Genomic DNA, 16451 nt, shown 5'->3' with positions numbered 1-16451 from the left:
ATTCTGGTTTCTAATCCTGATCTGGTACTATCAGTAGGTTTTTAGCTCACCCAACGACTCTGCGTTGGGGAAACTTTGGCCTGAGTTTTAGGCGAAATTCTCTGCCGCAAATGACCAATTAACCAACGCCCAGAAGCCTTCTAGGTATTTTGGACGCACATTGCGATAGTCGATGTAATAAGCGTGTTCCCATAAGTCTACTGTGATTAGCGGGGTTACACCGGCTTCAGTGATTGGCGTTGCAGCGTTACTGGTGTTAACGATGTCTAAGCTACCATCGGCAGTTTTAACCAGCCAAGTCCAGCTAGAACCAAAATTATTAACAGCTTTATCATTAAAGGCTGCCTGGAAGTCTGCAAATGAGCCCCATTTCGCGTTAATAGCATCGGACAATGCGCCTGTCGGCTCACCACCACCATTTGGACTTAAACTATTCCAATAGAAGGTGTGGTTCCAGATTTGCGCTGCGTTGTTGAACACTCCGCCGTCTGAAGATTTCACAATCTCTTCAAGGCTTTTATTCTCAAGATCAGTACCTTCAATCAAACCATTTAATTTGGTGACATAGGTAGCATGGTGCTTACCATGATGGAAATCCAAAGTTTCCGCTGAGATGTGCGGCTCAAGTGCGTTTTTTTCATAAGGTAAAGCAGGTAATTCAAAAGCCATGCGATGGTCTCCGTTATTTTCCTTGGTTAAATTGGTAAACTTCATCAGGTGTAATCGTCGGTTAATCCTGATGAGATTTTACTTACGTTATTGATATTACTGATTATCAGCTAAATGGGGTCATTTTTTTAAAGGGCAAGGACTTATTTTTACTCAATTATTAGCCTTGAAAGTGACAAGCGTAGTACCTATATTGCCTACATGTCAAAAAATAGAGGCCTTTATGGACGCATACGATAGTCAAGCGACAGTAGAAAAGATTAAGCAGCAGATCGCTGAGAACCCAATTTTGTTGTATATGAAAGGGTCGCCCAAATTACCCAGTTGTGGTTTTTCCGCCCAAGCGTCGCAAGCATTAATGTCTTGTGGGGAACAGTTTGCTTACGTTGACATTTTGCAAAACCCAGATATTCGTGCCGAGTTGCCGCGCTATGCCGACTGGCCAACATTCCCACAACTGTGGGTAGATGGTGAGCTCGTGGGGGGCTGTGACATCATTTTAGAAATGTTTCAGCAAGGCGAATTACAGCCACTGATTAAAGAAACTGCTGCGAAGCAGGTATCTAACTAGAACGTTACTTGAACATCCGGTTAGCTATAAAAAAAGCCAGAGTATATCTCTGGCTTTTTTATGCTATTAGGTTTTCGATTAGTATTGCGAACACTAAATGAGTGAAACCTCTTTTCTAACAGACTTCTTTAAATAAGGACTCATCGATAATCGTGCTATCTATTATTTGTTGTGCCATTTGCACACAACGACCACACTCAGTACCCAACGAGAGAACTTGGTTAAGCTCACGCAAATTACCCACGCCATGTTCTTCCACGGCTTGTTTTATCGCACGGTCAGTGACGCCATAACACAGACAAATAAACATGCTTGACCCCAAGAAGTTAATTGCAAATGATAATAATTGTTATTTGCATCAAAAGCAAGGCTATTTTACTTTCAAGAAGTTGCATATATAAAATTTACCGGCTAAGTGCGGCGGTTTGTTTGATCAAAGTAGGACTCATAACCTTAGAGCTTGATCTTTGAATATTTAAAGTGTGCAGGCTACTTGTATTTGCCTAAAGCGCACCAATATATGCTGAAGCTGATTGGTGAAGGTGCTTTTTGTTGTCTTTAACTAATCTTTTTGAACCAACATAAACAAAACAAAATGGAGACTCGCATGAGCGTACTTGTAGGCCGTCCAGCCCCAGATTTCACAGCAGCTGCAGTGCTTGGCAGCGGAGAAATTGTTGATCAATTTACCTTAAGTGAAGCAATTAAGGGCAAAAAAGCCGTTGTATTCTTTTACCCGTTGGATTTCACCTTTGTTTGTCCATCTGAGTTGATCGCGTTTGATAAGCGCTATGCAGAATTCCAGAAACGCGGTGTTGAAGTTATTGGTGTATCAATCGACTCACAGTTCAGCCACAACGCATGGCGCAACACTGCGATTAACGATGGTGGTATTGGACCGGTTAAATATACTTTGGTAGCCGACGTTAAACACGAAATCTGTCAAGCGTACGATGTTGAGCATCCGACTGACGGTGTTGCATTCCGTGGTTCATTTTTAATTGACGCGGAGGGTATGGTCCGCCATCAAGTGGTCAACGATTTACCACTGGGCCGCAACATTGATGAGATGCTGCGTATGGTTGATGCTTTAAGTTTCCATGAAGAGCACGGCGAGGTTTGTCCGGCTGGATGGCAAGAAGGTAAAGCGGGTATGGATGCGAGCCCAGCCGGTGTCGCTAAATATCTATCAGAGCAGTCTGACGACCTATAACAACGTCAGCAAAATAAAAAAGCCAATCGTCAGATTGGCTTTTTTGTTTGTCGCCTGAATCAATTATTCGCCAGTTGGCGATGGTGGCCAACCACCGAGTACGTGCCAGCGATTAACCATATAACAAAACAATTCAGCGGTTTTTTGCGCATCATAAAGCGCTGAGTGTGCTTGCTTCGCATCAAACCGGATCCCTGCCGCCTGACATGCTTTAATGAGAACCGTTTGGCCTAAGGTAAGAGCTGCCAAACTAGTAGTATCGAAAGATACAAACGGGTGAAAAGGGGTTCTTTTTATACCTTGGCGCTCGATTGCTGCGTTCACAAAGCCCTGATCGAAGCTCGCATTATGCGCCACAATAACAGAGCGCTGACAATCAGCCTGCTTTTGTAGTTTCCGGATCGTTTTGCAAAGATCTTTCATCACGTCGGCTTCATCCAAAGCGCCGCGCAAAGCGCAGGTAGGATCAATGCCATTAAAATCTAGCGCCGCTTGCTCAAGATTGGCACCTTCAAAAGGAATTACGTGACGATGAAAGCATTGATCGGGCACTAGCATATCATCACTATCATACTTCACAGTGACCGCGGCAATTTCTAATAACGCGTCGGTGTTGGCATTGAAGCCTGCGGTTTCAACATCGATGATAACGGGAAAATAGCCGCGGAACCGATTTACCATTGCATTGAGGGCATAGGGCATGTATTGCTAATCTTATAAATTCGTTTAAAACTGCATGAAAACGTGGTGAACGCGTAATGCTTGGCAGTATGACAATTTAAGCGCTATCTATCTAGTAGAGGATTAAACTTTTGCGCCGAGTTGACGATAAAAGTTATGATCGGGACTGAGCTAAATAAGTCGCTGGGTTATTGAAAAATTATCATTTTGTCGACCACTGAGGCAAAGAGGCTGTTATGTTGTTTAAGAAAACATTGGCAATGGTGTGTTTGACCGCAATCGCCGGTTTCCCTGAAGTATTAGCAAACATGCGCCAATACGCTGCCGAGGTCGAGCAATCTGACTGGCGAGTGAGTACTGAAACGAGAATTGCTTGTGACTTGCAGCATGACATCCCAGGTTATGGACAAGCCGTGTTTACTAGTCAGGCATCAAAACAACTCAACATGATGTTTGAACTTGATATGCTGATGTTACCCAAACGTTTTGACGTCGCAGCGGTGTATTCGGTGCCTCCTAGCTGGATGCCCGGTCAGCAACAAAAGTCATTGGCTGAAATGACCATTCGGACGCAATACAACGGCGATCTCCCCGAGACGACGGCTTGGACTATGCTGAGTGAACTGGAAAAAGGCTATTGGCCAACGATTTATTATCAAGATTGGTACAATCGTTTTGATAAAGTTGCTGTTGCTTTGAATGCGGCCAACTTCATTCCCGCTTACCGTCAATTCGTTTCCTGTGTGTCAAACCTATTGCCCTATAGTTTTGAAGACATTGCTTACACAGTGCTGAGTTACAAGAAAAACAGTGTTGAACTTAATAAATATTCCGAGCGTCGCTTAGCCATGATTGCCGATTACCTGAAAGAAGATCCTGAATTAGAACTAGTGCTACTTGATGGTTACACTGATAGTTATGGTGGCCGTTGGAACAATGAACAGTTGTCGATTCGACGTGCCAATGAGATCCGTGACTTTTTTGCCAATGCTGGCGTTTCACCAGATCGTATCGACGTGACCGGACATGGCGAAAAACGTCATATTGCGCCGAATAATACCGAAGCATCTCGTGCCCAAAACCGCAGAGTTGTTATCCGCATGGCCAAGTCCTAACGCTGAACAGTGGCACTTATGTGGTCTAGATACGCGCGTACTACGTCGGTTTGATCGGTAAACACGCCGTCGATGGCGTGCTCATTAAATAATGCGTCCAACAAGGTGTGACTGGCCCATTGAGAAGGTAAATCATCACTGCGAAAGGTATAAGCGTGGACCAGAAGTTGTTGCTGGCGCGCACGTTGTGCCAACGTAAGGCCGCTGTTGTCCGGTTCGGCGAGTACTTGCGGTAACCACGGACCAATACCGTCTGCATAGCGCGCCACTTCGGCAAGCCCAGCAGTCGAGAGCAGATAAGCATAATCGGTATCAGATTCCTGCCAACTATCATCACCAATCAGCTGTATCAGCGGTACTTTAACCTTCAACTCATCGCGTAGACGTTGTATTTCGGCAAAATCAAAGCATTGTAAGAAGACGTTGGCTGTAGGGTTATTTAACTGCCATCTATCTAACGCTACAACGGTCGCCAGAGTGATATCTTTGCCTTGCAGGCGATGCCATGCTGGCGCTTTGATTTCGGCGTAAATACCGACTTGCTGGTTGAAGATCTTATTCAATTGCTGGATCAATTGAATATGTTCTTCAAAGGTTGCGATTTTAAATGTAGCGTCACCGCCGTAGCGGGCTGGATAAACTTTAGAACCATCCACTTTACGGCGTTCAATTACGGCTAATTCCTTTAGCTCAGCAAGGTCAAAATCAATCGCATAGTATCTGCCATCTTGGCGTTTACGCGTTGGGAAAACCTCTGCAACGTTGGTAACACGGTCGATATGAATATCATGCAAAACAACTAAGTGACCATCGCGGCTCATGACTAGATCTTGTTCGATATAGTCAGCACCTTGCTGGTATGCGAGTAACGCCGCGCTGAGTGTATGCTCGGGTAAATAACCACTAGCTCCGCGATGGGCAATGATCAGTGCTGCAGCTTCGTTGCTATCGTCTGTTCGGTGGGGCGTTGTGCAGCCCACGGCCAGTAAGACGGCGAGAATGACGACAGTACAATGGCGAAGTGCAGACATGGTTAATTAAACGCTGGCTTTTTCGATTAACTCAATGGCGTAGCCATCGGGATCGCGGACAAAGGCAATCACCGTTTTACCACCTTTTACCGGGCCGGGAGGGCGGTAAACATCAGCCCCTTTTGCTTTGAGTTGTTCACACAAAGCGTATATATCGGATACGGCAAATGCAATGTGTCCAAAGGCATCACCGTGTGTGTATTCTTTGGTATCCCAATTATAGGTGAGTTCCAAGACTGCTTGCTCGGACTCATCTGCGTAACCAACGAAAGCCAATGTATAACGGTATTCAGGGTTTTCACTAGTACGCAGCAAGCGCATACCCATAGTATCGGTGTAGAACTGAATGGAACGCTCCAAATCACTCACTCGTAACATCGTGTGTAGCATACGCATATAGTTACCCTCTACTCGCTGGTTTTCTCTTTAAATTCACATAGATCTTCGATAATACACGATCCGCACCTAGGCTTGCGTGCGACACAAGTGTAGCGGCCATGCAAAATCAACCAGTGATGTACATCGACTTTGAATTCTGCGGGTACGACTTTTATCAGTTTTTGTTCGACTAGGTCGACGTTCTTGCCCATGGCAAATTTAGTGCGGTTGGATACGCGGAAAATATGGGTATCTACTGCAATCGTTGGCCAGCCGAAGGCTGTATTTAACACAACATTCGCCGTTTTGCGGCCAACGCCGGGTAAGGCTTCCAGTGCTGCTCGATCTTCTGGTACTTGCGAGTTGTGCTCGTCAATAAGGATCTTGCAGGCTTTGATAACGTTTTCAGCCTTTGAGTTATATAAGCCAATGGTCTTTATGTATTCTTTTAAACCATCTACGCCCAATGCATATATTGCTTCGGGCGTGTTAGCCACTGGAAACAACTTAGCCGTGGCCTTGTTGACGCCAACATCTGTTGCTTGCGCAGAGAGAGTTACCGCAACTAACAATTCGAAAGGCGTGCTGAAGTTTAATTCAGTGGTAGGATGTGGGTTAGCTGCGCGTAACCGAGTTAGAATTTCGTGACGTTTTTGTTTATTCATTTGACTGTATTTTAATTATTCTGCTGTAACACGCGCACGTTCCACCACTTTGGTCGAGGGGGCTTTTAGCTTCTCCAGGCGCGCATCTAAGGCATTTTTAAACGCAATGATAAAGCCCATGGCGAGAAATGCGCCGGGTGGCAGTATAGCCAACAAAAATGGACTTTCGGTGGTAAATACCGTGATTGTTAAGGCGCTGGCCCAGTCGCCGAGTAATAACTCAGCGCCGGATAACAATGTACCATTACCAAGCAGCTCTCGAATAGCGCCCAACACCACCAACACAGCCGTGAAACCCACGCCCATCGCCAGACCATCATAAGCTGCAAAGCCCACAGAGTTTTTCGACGCGTAGGCTTCTGCGCGCCCAATAATCGCACAATTGGTCACAATCAACGGGATGAAAATACCTAGCGCGAGATACAACTCATAGGTAAACGCGTTCATGAGTAGCTCAACCACGGTAACAAAAGCGGCAATCACCATCACGAAAATAGGGATACGGATTTCTGATGGAACCCAGTTACGGACCAAAGAAACAGTGACGTTAGAACCTATTAATACCAGTGTAGTAGCAAGCCCTAGGCCTAAGCCATTGATCACTGACGCGGTTACAGCAAGTAGTGGGCACAGGCCTAATAGCTGAACAAGCGCAGGATTGTTTTTCCACAATCCTTGCCATGTAAGATTGTTGAGTTCTGCTTTGTTTGACTCGCTCATGCTTGCCCCTTGGCTAACGCACAGTTTGTGGGCTGCGCAAACCACTGCTGTTGATTTTCCAAAGCCGTTAGCACAGTTTTTCTGACCTGACGGACAACGGCGCGGGGGGTAATTGTAGCACCTGTAAACTGGTCAAATTGACCACCATCTTTCTTTACCTGCCAGCGGTCGGCATTTTCAGTGGTGACCTGTTTACCCAAAAAAGACAAAATCCAGTCACTGACGCGTAAGTCTATCTTGTCTCCCAATCCTGGAGTTTCTCTGTGCTCGAGCACTCTGACTCCGGTAACGACACCCTCTAAGGTTACACCAACTAAGAGATGAATATTGCCGCTGTACCCGTTGGGCGCAGTGGATTCGACGACAAGCCCAGCCGGTTCACCAGCTAATTCAGCGCGATAAATTCGTTGCGCACCTTCACCATGTAATTGTGTATTTTCGACAAGAGTACAAGCGCTTGCCAGCGAGTTATCATGATACGCCGGTGGCATTACCGCCTCTAAGGTGCGCTGCAACAGTGCTAGGCGTTGCTGTTCAATCTCGTCGCGCGTACCGACGAAGGTCAAGGCTATCGCCGCGGTAGTCACAATGGCAAAGGCGCTAAGTATTAAGCCATTTTTGGTTACACTATTGAGCATTTGAACATTCCATTAGGCTTTGTGTCCGTATGTACGCGGTTGGGTGTAATAGTCGATCAAAGGCACTGCCATGTTCATTATCACAACGGCAAAAGCAACCGCATCAGGGTAATTACCAAACAGTCGAATGATTACAATCCAAAATCCGATCAAAACACCAAAAACCAGTCGTCCACGTGGTGTTGTGCTCGCTGAAACGGGGTCTGTTGCGATAAAAAATGCACCAATGATCGCGCTACCATTGAGCAAGTGAAACAGCGGCGATGGATAGCCGTCAGGGTTGAGCAGGTAAAAGAAGCAACTGAAAACCGCAACGCCGGCTAACAAACCAAAGGGGATTTGCCAGTTGATTACACGTTGTTGCAAAAGAACAATTCCGCCGAGCAAATAGGCAAGGCTAACCCAAAGCCACCCAGCACCAAGACTACCGATGAAAATCTCCGAGTTCAGTGCTTCAGGATAGGTTTGCCCAGAGAGTAAAGCCGTTTTAACATGGTCAAGTGGGGTTGCCATGGTCACTCCATCAATATTGCTTTGCAATTGAGCCAGGCTATAACCTTCAACTGTGTACTGAGTAAAAACAACCGCTACCGCATCAAAAAATGATACAGACTCATAAGTGAGTGATTGTGGCGGCAACCAGTTACTCATGTGCACTGGAAAACTGATCAGCAACATGACGTATGCCGCCATGGCTGGATTGAACATGTTGAATCCTAAGCCACCATACAATTGCTTGACCACAACTATCGCGAATAAGCTGCCGATAACCACTAACCACCATGGTGCCAAGGGAGGGATGCTTATTGCGAGTAATGCACCGGTCAGGACTGCCGAGTAATCCTTTAAGGTGCGCTGCAAAGGCTTTTTACGGAGTTTAAGAATACATGCTTCAGCAACCACTGCGGAAAAGATTGCAAGTGCTAATTGCAACAAAATTCCCCAACCAAAAAAAATCAGCTGAGCCAGTATTCCTGGCAACATGGCGTAACAAACCAAGCGCATAACCTGGCCGGTATCACGACGAATACGCTGGTGTGGGGAGCTGGTGAGAGATAATTTCATAGCGACTTATCTTATTCCTTGCCTGCTTGCTGTTGAGCCTTCTTGGCTTTCGCTCGAGCAACGGCTGCTTTGATTTTGGCTTGTTTGGCCTCTGCTTCAGAAGTTTCGCTTTCCTTACTTCCTGATGGCTCAGCACTCGATGAAGCCGCTTTCATTTTTTCTTCCTGGGCGGACTTGCTGGCTGTCTTTTTGGCTTTTGCTCGAGCAACGGCCGCAATGATTTTAGCTTGTTTCGCATCTGCATCAACAGGCGCGTTTTCGCTAGTTACCGACGGCTTTGTATTGGGAGAAGCCGTTGACTTTTCTTCTGTCGCTACGGATTTGCTAGCCGCCTTTTTGGCCTTTGCACGAGCAATTGCAGCTTGCACTTTGCTGTGCTGCTCTTCCTGCGGATTGATTTCATCGGTAGGCGATTGTTCGTCCGTTGCCTGCACTTGCGCTTTCTTAGCCTTTGCCCGAGCCAGCGCAGCAGCTATTTTATCCTTCGCACCGCTACTTTCTTCTTTGCTTTCAAGCGCCTTTTTACGTTGCTCTGCCGCTAGGCGATGCTTTTCTTCGCGCGCTTCTTTTTCAGCAAGCAATCTGGCTTTACGGGCTTCAAACCGTTGCTTGGCCTTCTCAGCTTTATCATCCGCATCTTGTTGATTGCGTATGTCAGCTTTGGCTTTCCGGTAGTAATGTACGAGAGGAATTTCACTTGGGCATACGTAGGCACAGGCACCGCATTCAATGCAGTCAAAAAGATTATATTCCTGAGCTTTGTCGTATTCTTTTGCTTTGCTATACCAATATAATTGTTGTGGCAGCAGTGAGGCAGGGCAGGCGTCAGTGCAAAACCCACAACGAATACAGGCTCTTTCATCCTGGGCACTAACTAGTTCGCTTTTTGCTGGCACCAATAAACAATTGGTAATCTTGACGACAGGAACGGCCAAACTGGTGACAGTAAATCCCATCATGGGACCACCCATAATGACCTGTTGCTGATTTTGTTGGTGTGGCTTATACCCTGCGTAAGATAACAAGTGGGCTACAGGGGTGCCTAACAACGCCCAAACATTCTGTGGTGCGTCAACCGCATCACCGGTAATCGTCACCACACGTTCGATTAAAGGCTTACCTGAGAATACCAAGTCTGCTATGGCGTAGCAGGTACCGACATTAAACATTACGCAGCCCACATCACTGGGTAATCCGCTACGTGGAACTTCACGTCCGGTCAATACTTGGATTAACTGTTTCTCGCCACCTGCAGGGTACTTGGTAGGAACACTAATGACGCGTATTTGAGTCTGATCCTGACACGCAATGGTCAGTGCTTTCAACGCGTCTGGCTTATTGTCCTCTACTGCGACGATAATTTCCGTGGGACTTATTAGATGCTTAAGTACATCGATTCCTTGACGAATTTGCCAAGCATGTTCACGCATTAAGCGATCATCAGAAGTGATGTAGGGTTCGCACTCAATACCATTAATGATCAAAAACTCTATCGGCTTCTGTGGCGCGACTTTAATGTGGCTTGGAAAACCGGCCCCACCGAGACCCGCAATGCCTGCATCACAAATCCGTTCAATCAAATCCTGCTTGGCAAGAGTTTGATAGTTTGTAATAGGCTTAAGCTCAGTCCATTTGTCATTCCCATCAGGGTGAATGACAATGGCTAATTCTGGGACGCCCGACGGATGCGCACTGGGGTGCTCACCGATTTCGACTACAGTGCCGGAGGTGGGCGCATGCACGGGCACGGAGTAGGGGAGTACTGAACGAGTTAATGGTTGCCCTTTGAGGACGTCCTCACCTACTTTTACACAGAGTTCACCTTCGATCCCAGTGTGTTGCTTAATCGGGACATAAAGGACTTCAGGTAATGGAGGCCTAGCAATGGCTGATGTATTACTGAGCGACTTTCTTTGCGGGGGATGTACGCCACCGGGGAAATTCCATAACGTCCCAGCATCCAGCTGCTTAATGATCTGTTCATACGTAGGTGTAATTGCCATTACGACACCATCTTAACCGGGATATCGCCGGTTTTCGCGTTGTCTAAATTCCACTGCCACGTTTGTGTAGTGGGCTTTACTGGCACCATATCAATACAGTCGACGGGGCAAGGATCGACGCACAAATCACAGCCCGTACATTCGTCAACAAGCACCGTGTGCATTTGTTTTGCTGCACCAAGAATGGCATCAACGGGACAGGCTTGTATGCATTTTGTACAGCCGATACATTCGTCTTCCCGAATAAAAGCGACTTTTTTTACGTCTTCCACGCCATGCGCAGCATCCAGTGGTTTAGCCTCCACTCCCATCAAGTCAGCGAGCTTTTTTATGGTAGCTTCACCGCCTGGTGGACACTTATTAATATCATCACCGTTGGCAATAGCTTCTGCGTATGGTTTGCAACCAGGATACCCACATTGACCACATTGGGTTTGTGGCAAAATCTCGTCAATCTGCTCAACTAAGGGGTCGCCTTCGACACGAAATTTGATCGCAGCAAAACCCAAAGTCGCACCAAACAATAGCGCCAACACTCCGAGTGAAATAATCGCTGCTAACATCGTCATTAGAATTTAACCAGCCCCACAAATCCCATAAATGCCAATGACATCAGTCCCGCCGTTATCATACCGATGGCTGCGCCTCTAAAGGGCACCGGAACATCTGCCGCAGCCAGTCGCTCTCGCATTGCTGCAAACATAATTAAAACCAGTGAGAAACCTACCGCAGCACCAAATCCATAAAAGATGGACTCTAAAAAGGAATGTTGCTCGGTAATATTCAACAACGCCACTCCTAGAACTGCGCAATTGGTTGTGATTAAGGGTAAAAAGATACCTAACAGGCGATATAAGGTCGGGCTCGTTTTATGCACGACCATTTCGGTGAATTGAACGACAACCGCGATCACCAAAATAAAACTCAATGTGCGTAAGTATTCGATACCAAGCGGTAACAATATGTAAGTTTCGACTAAATAGGATGACATCGAAGCTAGCGTCAACACGAAAGTTGTCGCCATAGACATGCCGATTGCGGTTTCTAATTTACTGGAAACGCCCATAAACGGGCAGAGGCCGAGAAACTTGACCAAAACAAAGTTATTGACCAGCACGGTACTTACCAACAATAAGAAGAATTCAGTCATCTAATAAGCGTCTTTGCGTTGGGTGCCACAGGGGCAGAAATACAACTTACGAGCGAATCGTGATTATCGCTGTTTACGCAACAATTAACAACTTGATAAATCTATGGTTATTGCAGAAATATGCGGAGCGACACAAAAGTGGCTCCCCCTCCCCGACTTGAACGGGGGACCTGCGGATTAACAGTCCGTCGCTCTAACCAACTGAGCTAAGGGGGAACAATTTTGCACGTGAAAAGTGGCTCCCCCTCCCCGACTTGAACGGGGGACCTGCGGATTAACAGTCCGTCGCTCTAACCAACTGAGCTAAGGGGGACCTGCTTTTCAACGGACGCGAATATTAAAGAGCAAGCGCTTTGGTGTCAACATTTGTATGAGCTATTTTTTAAAATATCTCTTAGTCGAACTTTTTTTAAACAATAAGCCGAAAACGTGATTACATCGCAGGTTATTAAATCTACTACTAATTACTAAATGAAATAAAAAAATCAAAATGCTGAACAAAAGTTATTAAAAAACCGTTGACCACTGTACGGTTGTTCAGTGTTTAATAAAAGTGTAATGAAAGGATGGGCAAACAAAGGTTAGTAACAACTTACCTAATTTTTAACCAATCGCCATTAACGTGGCGGTTTTATTGAGTTTTCTTAGTTATCCACTAAATCTGTGGATAAATGTGTGAATAAACAATTTGTACTACCCCATATAAATCTATAAATGATGTCAATAGTAAAAATAGATAAGTATGGAAAAATTAAAAAATAATCAATAAAAACAATGATCTGGAATTTTTCTGTGAAATAATGGTTGATCATGTGTAGATGATCAATTACGTCGCCGTTCTGCCTGTGTGTTAATTAACCGAGCGAGGCCTAAAAGGAGCGTTTTTTCCTCCCCGCTGAAGGAGTTACACCCGTCTTTGTCATAGAATTGACGTTGAATGCAAGTCGGTGAATTTGGTATGGAAGCTACTCAAGAGGGAGGAAATGTCATGGTTTTGCTAGCCCACATCGTTAGCGATAGAAAACGTGATTAAAACGATAAATGAATGAGGGCAAGTGCAGACTTTATTGTTACCATGGACGATTCGCCGATGACGGCTTTCAATTAATCGAGAATGTAAGTGAGTGCTAAATCTCCTACGAATATGCTAACCGGCGATATTGCCCTAACGTTGAGAACCATGACAATGCCTATGATCCTTGGCATGATCATGTTAATGACCTTCGGCCTAGTGGATACATTTTTTGTCAGCTTGTTAGGGACCGAGCAGCTCGCTGCGATCAGCTTTACCTTTCCGGTTACCTTTACTTTGATCAGTCTAAATATCGGTTTGGGGATTGGAACCTCTGCGATTATTGGGCGCTATCTCGGCAGTGGTGACCAAACTCATGCCCGTGAGTTTGCGACTGGCTCTTTAATGTTGGCAACGCTGATGGTTGGGGTACTGGCTATTGCGGGTGTACTGACGATTGAACCCATCTTTTTGTTACTTGGCGCAACCCCTGCCTTAATGCCTTATATTTATGACTACATGTTGGTTTGGTACGCTGCCGGGGTATTTCTGGCATTACCCATGGTCGGCAATAGTGTGTTGCGTGCGTCCGGTGATACCAAAACACCTAGTATTATTATGGCAGCCGGGGGCGGGATAAACGCGTTACTTGATCCGCTACTCATTTTTGGTTTTGGGCCTATCCCAGCGATGGGGATCCAAGGAGCAGCTGTTGCCACAATGATCGCATGGGGATTTGGCGTCATTTGGATTTTAGCGTTGTTGATCCGCCGCAATTTAATGATGCCTCGATTGCTCACTCTCGCGGAATTACGTTTTACCAGTGTAAACATTTTAAAGATTGGCTTACCTGCGGCGGGTGCCAATATGCTGACGCCGATTGCCGGAGGAGTACTGACTAAAGTTGTATCAGTTTACGGGGCTGGCGCCGTAGCTGCCTGGGGAGTTGGTAATCGGTTAGAGTCCATTGCGTGTATCGTAATATTGGCTATGTCTATGTCATTGCCACCGTTTATTAGCCAAAACTTTGGTGCGGGCAAGGTCGAACGCGTTCAGCAAGCGTACACATTAAGCGTTAAGTTTGTGTTGTTGTGGCAACTCGGCATATTCGTCATCATGGCGTTAATATCTCCGTGGATAGCTGCTGCATTCACCGATGACACCTATGTTGCTGGCTTGATCCAATTGTTTTTAATGATCGTGCCGCTAGGCTATGGTTTGCAGGGTATCGTTATTTTAACCAACTCGTCGTTTAACGCGATGCACAAACCGATGTCAGCATTAGTATTGAGTATCATCCGATTGTTCGTTTTCTTCGTACCTATCGCGTTTATTGGAAGTCTCTTGTACCAATTAGAAGGCTTATTCTGGGGAAGTGTTATCGCCAATTTGCTCATGGCAGTAGTGTCTTTCTACTGGTTTAGCCGGGCAATAAACCGCGACATTGACAATGCCCTGCTTGAGAATAGTAAAGGTTAAGCATGAGTAAGCAGTTTGAATTAGTGTCACAATACCAGCCAGCTGGAGACCAGCCGAAAGCTATTCAAGCTCTGGTCGAAGGTTTGGATGATGGCCTTGCAACGCAAACTTTGCTGGGAGTGACGGGATCAGGCAAAACCTTCACCATGGCTAATGTGATTGCTAACGTGCAGCGTCCAACCTTGATCTTAGCGCACAACAAAACACTTGCTGCGCAATTATATGGCGAGATGAAAGAATTCTTTCCCCATAATGCAGTGGAGTATTTCGTATCTTATTACGATTACTACCAACCTGAAGCCTATGTGCCGACCACAGACACCTTTATCGAAAAGGACGCGTCCATCAATGATCACATTGAGCAAATGCGTTTGTCTGCGACTAAAGCGCTAATGGAGCGACGTGATGTGGTGATTATTGCCAGTGTCTCAGCCATTTATGGTTTAGGAGATCCCAAGTCGTATATGAAGATGCTGTTGCATTTGCGTCAGGGCGATACTATGGACCAGCGCGATATTTTGCGTCGCTTGGCTGAACTGCAATATACACGCAATGATATAGCCTTTGAACGCGGTAACTTTCGTGTGCGGGGCGATGTTATCGACATCTATCCGGCTGATTCAGACAAATTTGCAGTGCGGGTTGAGTTGTTTGATGAGGAAATCGATAAAATAAGTATTTTTGATCCGCTTACCGGTGCTGTAGATAAACAGGTTGTGCGCACGACGGTTTTCCCTAAAACCCATTACGTTACGCCGCGTGAGAAAATTCTTAATGCAATTGAGCACATTAAAGTCGAGTTAAAAGAACGTCGCGCTCAATTAAAAGACAATCAAAAGCTGCTTGAAGAACAGCGCATCAGTCAACGTACCCAGTTTGATATCGAAATGATGCTTGAGTTGGGGTATTGCTCGGGTATCGAGAACTATTCGCGCTACCTTTCAGGTCGAGCGCCGGGCGAGCCTCCACCCACCTTGTTGGATTACTTCCCGCCAGATGGCTTGCTATTTATTGATGAGTCTCACGTAACAGTATCGCAAATCGGTGCCATGTATAAAGGTGACCGTTCACGCAAGGAAACCCTAGTGGAGTATGGTTTCCGTTTACCGTCGGCGCTCGACAATCGTCCTTTGAAGTTCGAGGAATTTGAACACATATCACCGCAAACGATTTATGTTTCTGCCACGCCAGGCAACTATGAACTTGAACGTTGTGATAACGATGTTGTGGAACAAGTGGTGCGCCCAACGGGTTTGCTGGATCCGCAAATTGAGATCCGCCCTGTAGCGACACAAGTCGATGATGTACTCTCAGAAATCCACGCCTGCGTGCAAAAAGATGAGCGGGTATTGATCACGACTTTGACCAAGCGTATGGCTGAAGACCTTAGCGAGTATTTGAATGAGCATGGGGTTAAAGTGCGCTACCTACATTCAGATATAGACACCGTCGAGCGCATTGAAATTATTCGTGATCTGCGTCTGGGTAAATTTGATGTCTTAGTAGGGATCAATCTTTTGCGTGAAGGCTTGGATATGCCGGAGGTGTCACTGGTTGCTATTCTAGATGCCGACAAGGAGGGCTTTTTACGGGCTGAGAAATCATTGATCCAAACCATTGGCCGCGCCGCACGACATGTGAATGGTAAAGCCATAATGTACGCTGATAAAGTCACTGGCAGCATGCAAAAAGCGATTGATGAAACTAATCGACGGCGGGAAAAGCAAGAGGCTTATAATAAAGCCAATAACGTTGTTCCCATGCGGCTGAATAAACCGATAACGGACATCATGGATCTTGGTGACAGTGCGCATCCTGCTTCCGGTAAAATCAAACTGCGCAAAGTGGCTGAAAAGCAGAAGACCTACAAGGCTCTGACTGCGACAGAATTAATGGAGCAGGTTGCTGCGTTGGAAAAGCAGATGTTTGAATACGCACGAGAGCTTGAATTTGAAAAGGCTGCTAGTCTGCGCGATGAAGTTGAACATTTGCGCAAGCAAATCGTTGCGCTATCGTAAATTAAGCGTTGTATTTAGCTGCGCGCTTGCCTACTATTAGCAA

The 16451-nt window shown here is 46.0% G+C and carries 17 protein-coding genes and 2 tRNA genes; 5 read left to right on the top strand and 14 right to left on the bottom strand.

Annotation, left to right across the window (positions count from 1 at the left end; translation table 11 throughout):
- Nucleotides 1-87: 87 nt before the first annotated feature.
- Complete coding sequence (locus CSH92_RS00785; RefSeq protein ID WP_100656272.1) at nucleotides 88-669, bottom strand: Fe-Mn family superoxide dismutase; 582 nt, start codon at nucleotides 667-669, stop codon at nucleotides 88-90.
- Nucleotides 670-892: 223 nt separating this feature from the next.
- Between CSH92_RS00785 and CSH92_RS00780 the strand changes: the two genes are divergently transcribed.
- The gene (locus CSH92_RS00780; RefSeq protein ID WP_100655705.1) at nucleotides 893-1240 is read left to right on the top strand and encodes a Grx4 family monothiol glutaredoxin; all 348 of its coding nucleotides are present in this window, start codon (nucleotides 893-895) and stop codon (nucleotides 1238-1240) included.
- A gap of 115 nt (nucleotides 1241-1355) precedes the next feature.
- On the opposite strand, the gene CSH92_RS00775 is transcribed toward CSH92_RS00780, so the two are convergent.
- Nucleotides 1356-1550, bottom strand: coding sequence for a (2Fe-2S)-binding protein (locus CSH92_RS00775; RefSeq protein ID WP_100655704.1), 195 nt, complete (start codon nucleotides 1548-1550; stop codon nucleotides 1356-1358).
- Between the two features lie 297 nt (nucleotides 1551-1847).
- Between CSH92_RS00775 and CSH92_RS00770 the strand changes: the two genes are divergently transcribed.
- Nucleotides 1848-2453, top strand: coding sequence for a peroxiredoxin (locus tag CSH92_RS00770; protein ID WP_100655703.1), 606 nt, complete (start codon nucleotides 1848-1850; stop codon nucleotides 2451-2453).
- Nucleotides 2454-2516: 63 nt separating this feature from the next.
- Here CSH92_RS00770 and rnt read toward each other — a convergent pair whose 3' ends face one another.
- A complete protein-coding gene (gene rnt, locus CSH92_RS00765) occupies nucleotides 2517-3155 on the bottom strand; it encodes a ribonuclease T (protein ID WP_100655702.1) in 639 nt (212 codons plus the stop codon).
- Nucleotides 3156-3394: 239 nt separating this feature from the next.
- Here rnt and CSH92_RS00760 point away from each other — a divergent pair, with 239 nt between their 5' ends.
- Nucleotides 3395-4249, top strand: coding sequence for a flagellar protein MotY (locus tag CSH92_RS00760; protein WP_205662119.1), 855 nt, complete (start codon nucleotides 3395-3397; stop codon nucleotides 4247-4249).
- Here CSH92_RS00760 and glpQ read toward each other — a convergent pair.
- From glpQ to CSH92_RS00705, 11 genes are all read right to left on the bottom strand, one after another.
- A complete protein-coding gene (glpQ, locus tag CSH92_RS00755; protein ID WP_100655700.1) occupies nucleotides 4246-5280 on the bottom strand; it encodes a glycerophosphodiester phosphodiesterase in 1035 nt (344 codons plus the stop codon). The genes CSH92_RS00760 and glpQ overlap by 4 nt on opposite strands.
- 6 nt (nucleotides 5281-5286) lie before the next feature.
- Complete coding sequence (gloA, locus tag CSH92_RS00750; RefSeq protein WP_100655699.1) at nucleotides 5287-5676, bottom strand: lactoylglutathione lyase; 390 nt, start codon at nucleotides 5674-5676, stop codon at nucleotides 5287-5289.
- 11 nt (nucleotides 5677-5687) lie between these two features.
- Entirely contained in the window at nucleotides 5688-6323 is a 636-nt protein-coding gene (gene nth / locus CSH92_RS00745; RefSeq protein ID WP_100655698.1) for an endonuclease III, read from the bottom strand.
- Between the two features lie 15 nt (nucleotides 6324-6338).
- The gene (locus tag CSH92_RS00740) at nucleotides 6339-7043 is read right to left on the bottom strand and encodes an electron transport complex subunit E (RefSeq protein WP_100655697.1); all 705 of its coding nucleotides are present in this window, start codon (nucleotides 7041-7043) and stop codon (nucleotides 6339-6341) included.
- Nucleotides 7040-7681: an electron transport complex subunit RsxG gene (gene rsxG / locus CSH92_RS00735; protein WP_100655696.1), complete on the bottom strand. Its 642-nt coding sequence runs from the start codon at nucleotides 7679-7681 to the stop codon at nucleotides 7040-7042. Before rsxG ends, CSH92_RS00740 begins: the two co-directional genes overlap by 4 nt.
- Before the next feature lie 12 nt (nucleotides 7682-7693).
- Entirely contained in the window at nucleotides 7694-8746 is a 1053-nt protein-coding gene (rsxD, locus tag CSH92_RS00730) for an electron transport complex subunit RsxD (RefSeq protein WP_100655695.1), read from the bottom strand.
- A gap of 11 nt (nucleotides 8747-8757) precedes the next feature.
- A complete protein-coding gene (gene rsxC / locus CSH92_RS00725; RefSeq protein WP_100655694.1) occupies nucleotides 8758-10749 on the bottom strand; it encodes an electron transport complex subunit RsxC in 1992 nt (663 codons plus the stop codon).
- Entirely contained in the window at nucleotides 10749-11318 is a 570-nt protein-coding gene (gene rsxB / locus CSH92_RS00720; protein WP_100655693.1) for an electron transport complex subunit RsxB, read from the bottom strand. The genes rsxC and rsxB overlap by 1 nt, the downstream gene beginning before the upstream one ends.
- Complete coding sequence (rsxA, locus tag CSH92_RS00715) at nucleotides 11318-11899, bottom strand: electron transport complex subunit RsxA (protein ID WP_100655692.1); 582 nt, start codon at nucleotides 11897-11899, stop codon at nucleotides 11318-11320. Before rsxA ends, rsxB begins: the two co-directional genes overlap by 1 nt.
- Before the next feature lie 139 nt (nucleotides 11900-12038).
- Nucleotides 12039-12115 (bottom strand) — tRNA-Asn (locus CSH92_RS00710).
- A 20-nt stretch (nucleotides 12116-12135) separates the two neighbouring features.
- A tRNA-Asn gene (locus CSH92_RS00705) sits at nucleotides 12136-12212 on the bottom strand.
- Nucleotides 12213-13043: 831 nt separating this feature from the next.
- On the opposite strand from CSH92_RS00705, the gene CSH92_RS00700 reads away from it, so the two are divergent.
- Both CSH92_RS00700 and uvrB read left to right on the top strand, forming a co-directional pair.
- Entirely contained in the window at nucleotides 13044-14390 is a 1347-nt protein-coding gene (locus CSH92_RS00700) for an MATE family efflux transporter (protein WP_100655691.1), read from the top strand.
- Nucleotides 14391-14392: 2 nt separating this feature from the next.
- Entirely contained in the window at nucleotides 14393-16408 is a 2016-nt protein-coding gene (gene uvrB / locus CSH92_RS00695) for an excinuclease ABC subunit UvrB (protein WP_100655690.1), read from the top strand.
- The last annotated feature ends 43 nt before the right edge of the window (nucleotides 16409-16451 follow it).

Source organism: Neoalteromonas flava, assembly GCF_002807685.1.
Classification (GTDB): Bacteria; Pseudomonadota; Gammaproteobacteria; order Enterobacterales; family Alteromonadaceae; genus Alteromonas_E; species Alteromonas_E flava.
Note: the sequence above shows the minus strand (reverse complement) of the source record. Positions and strands in the feature narration are given on the sequence as shown.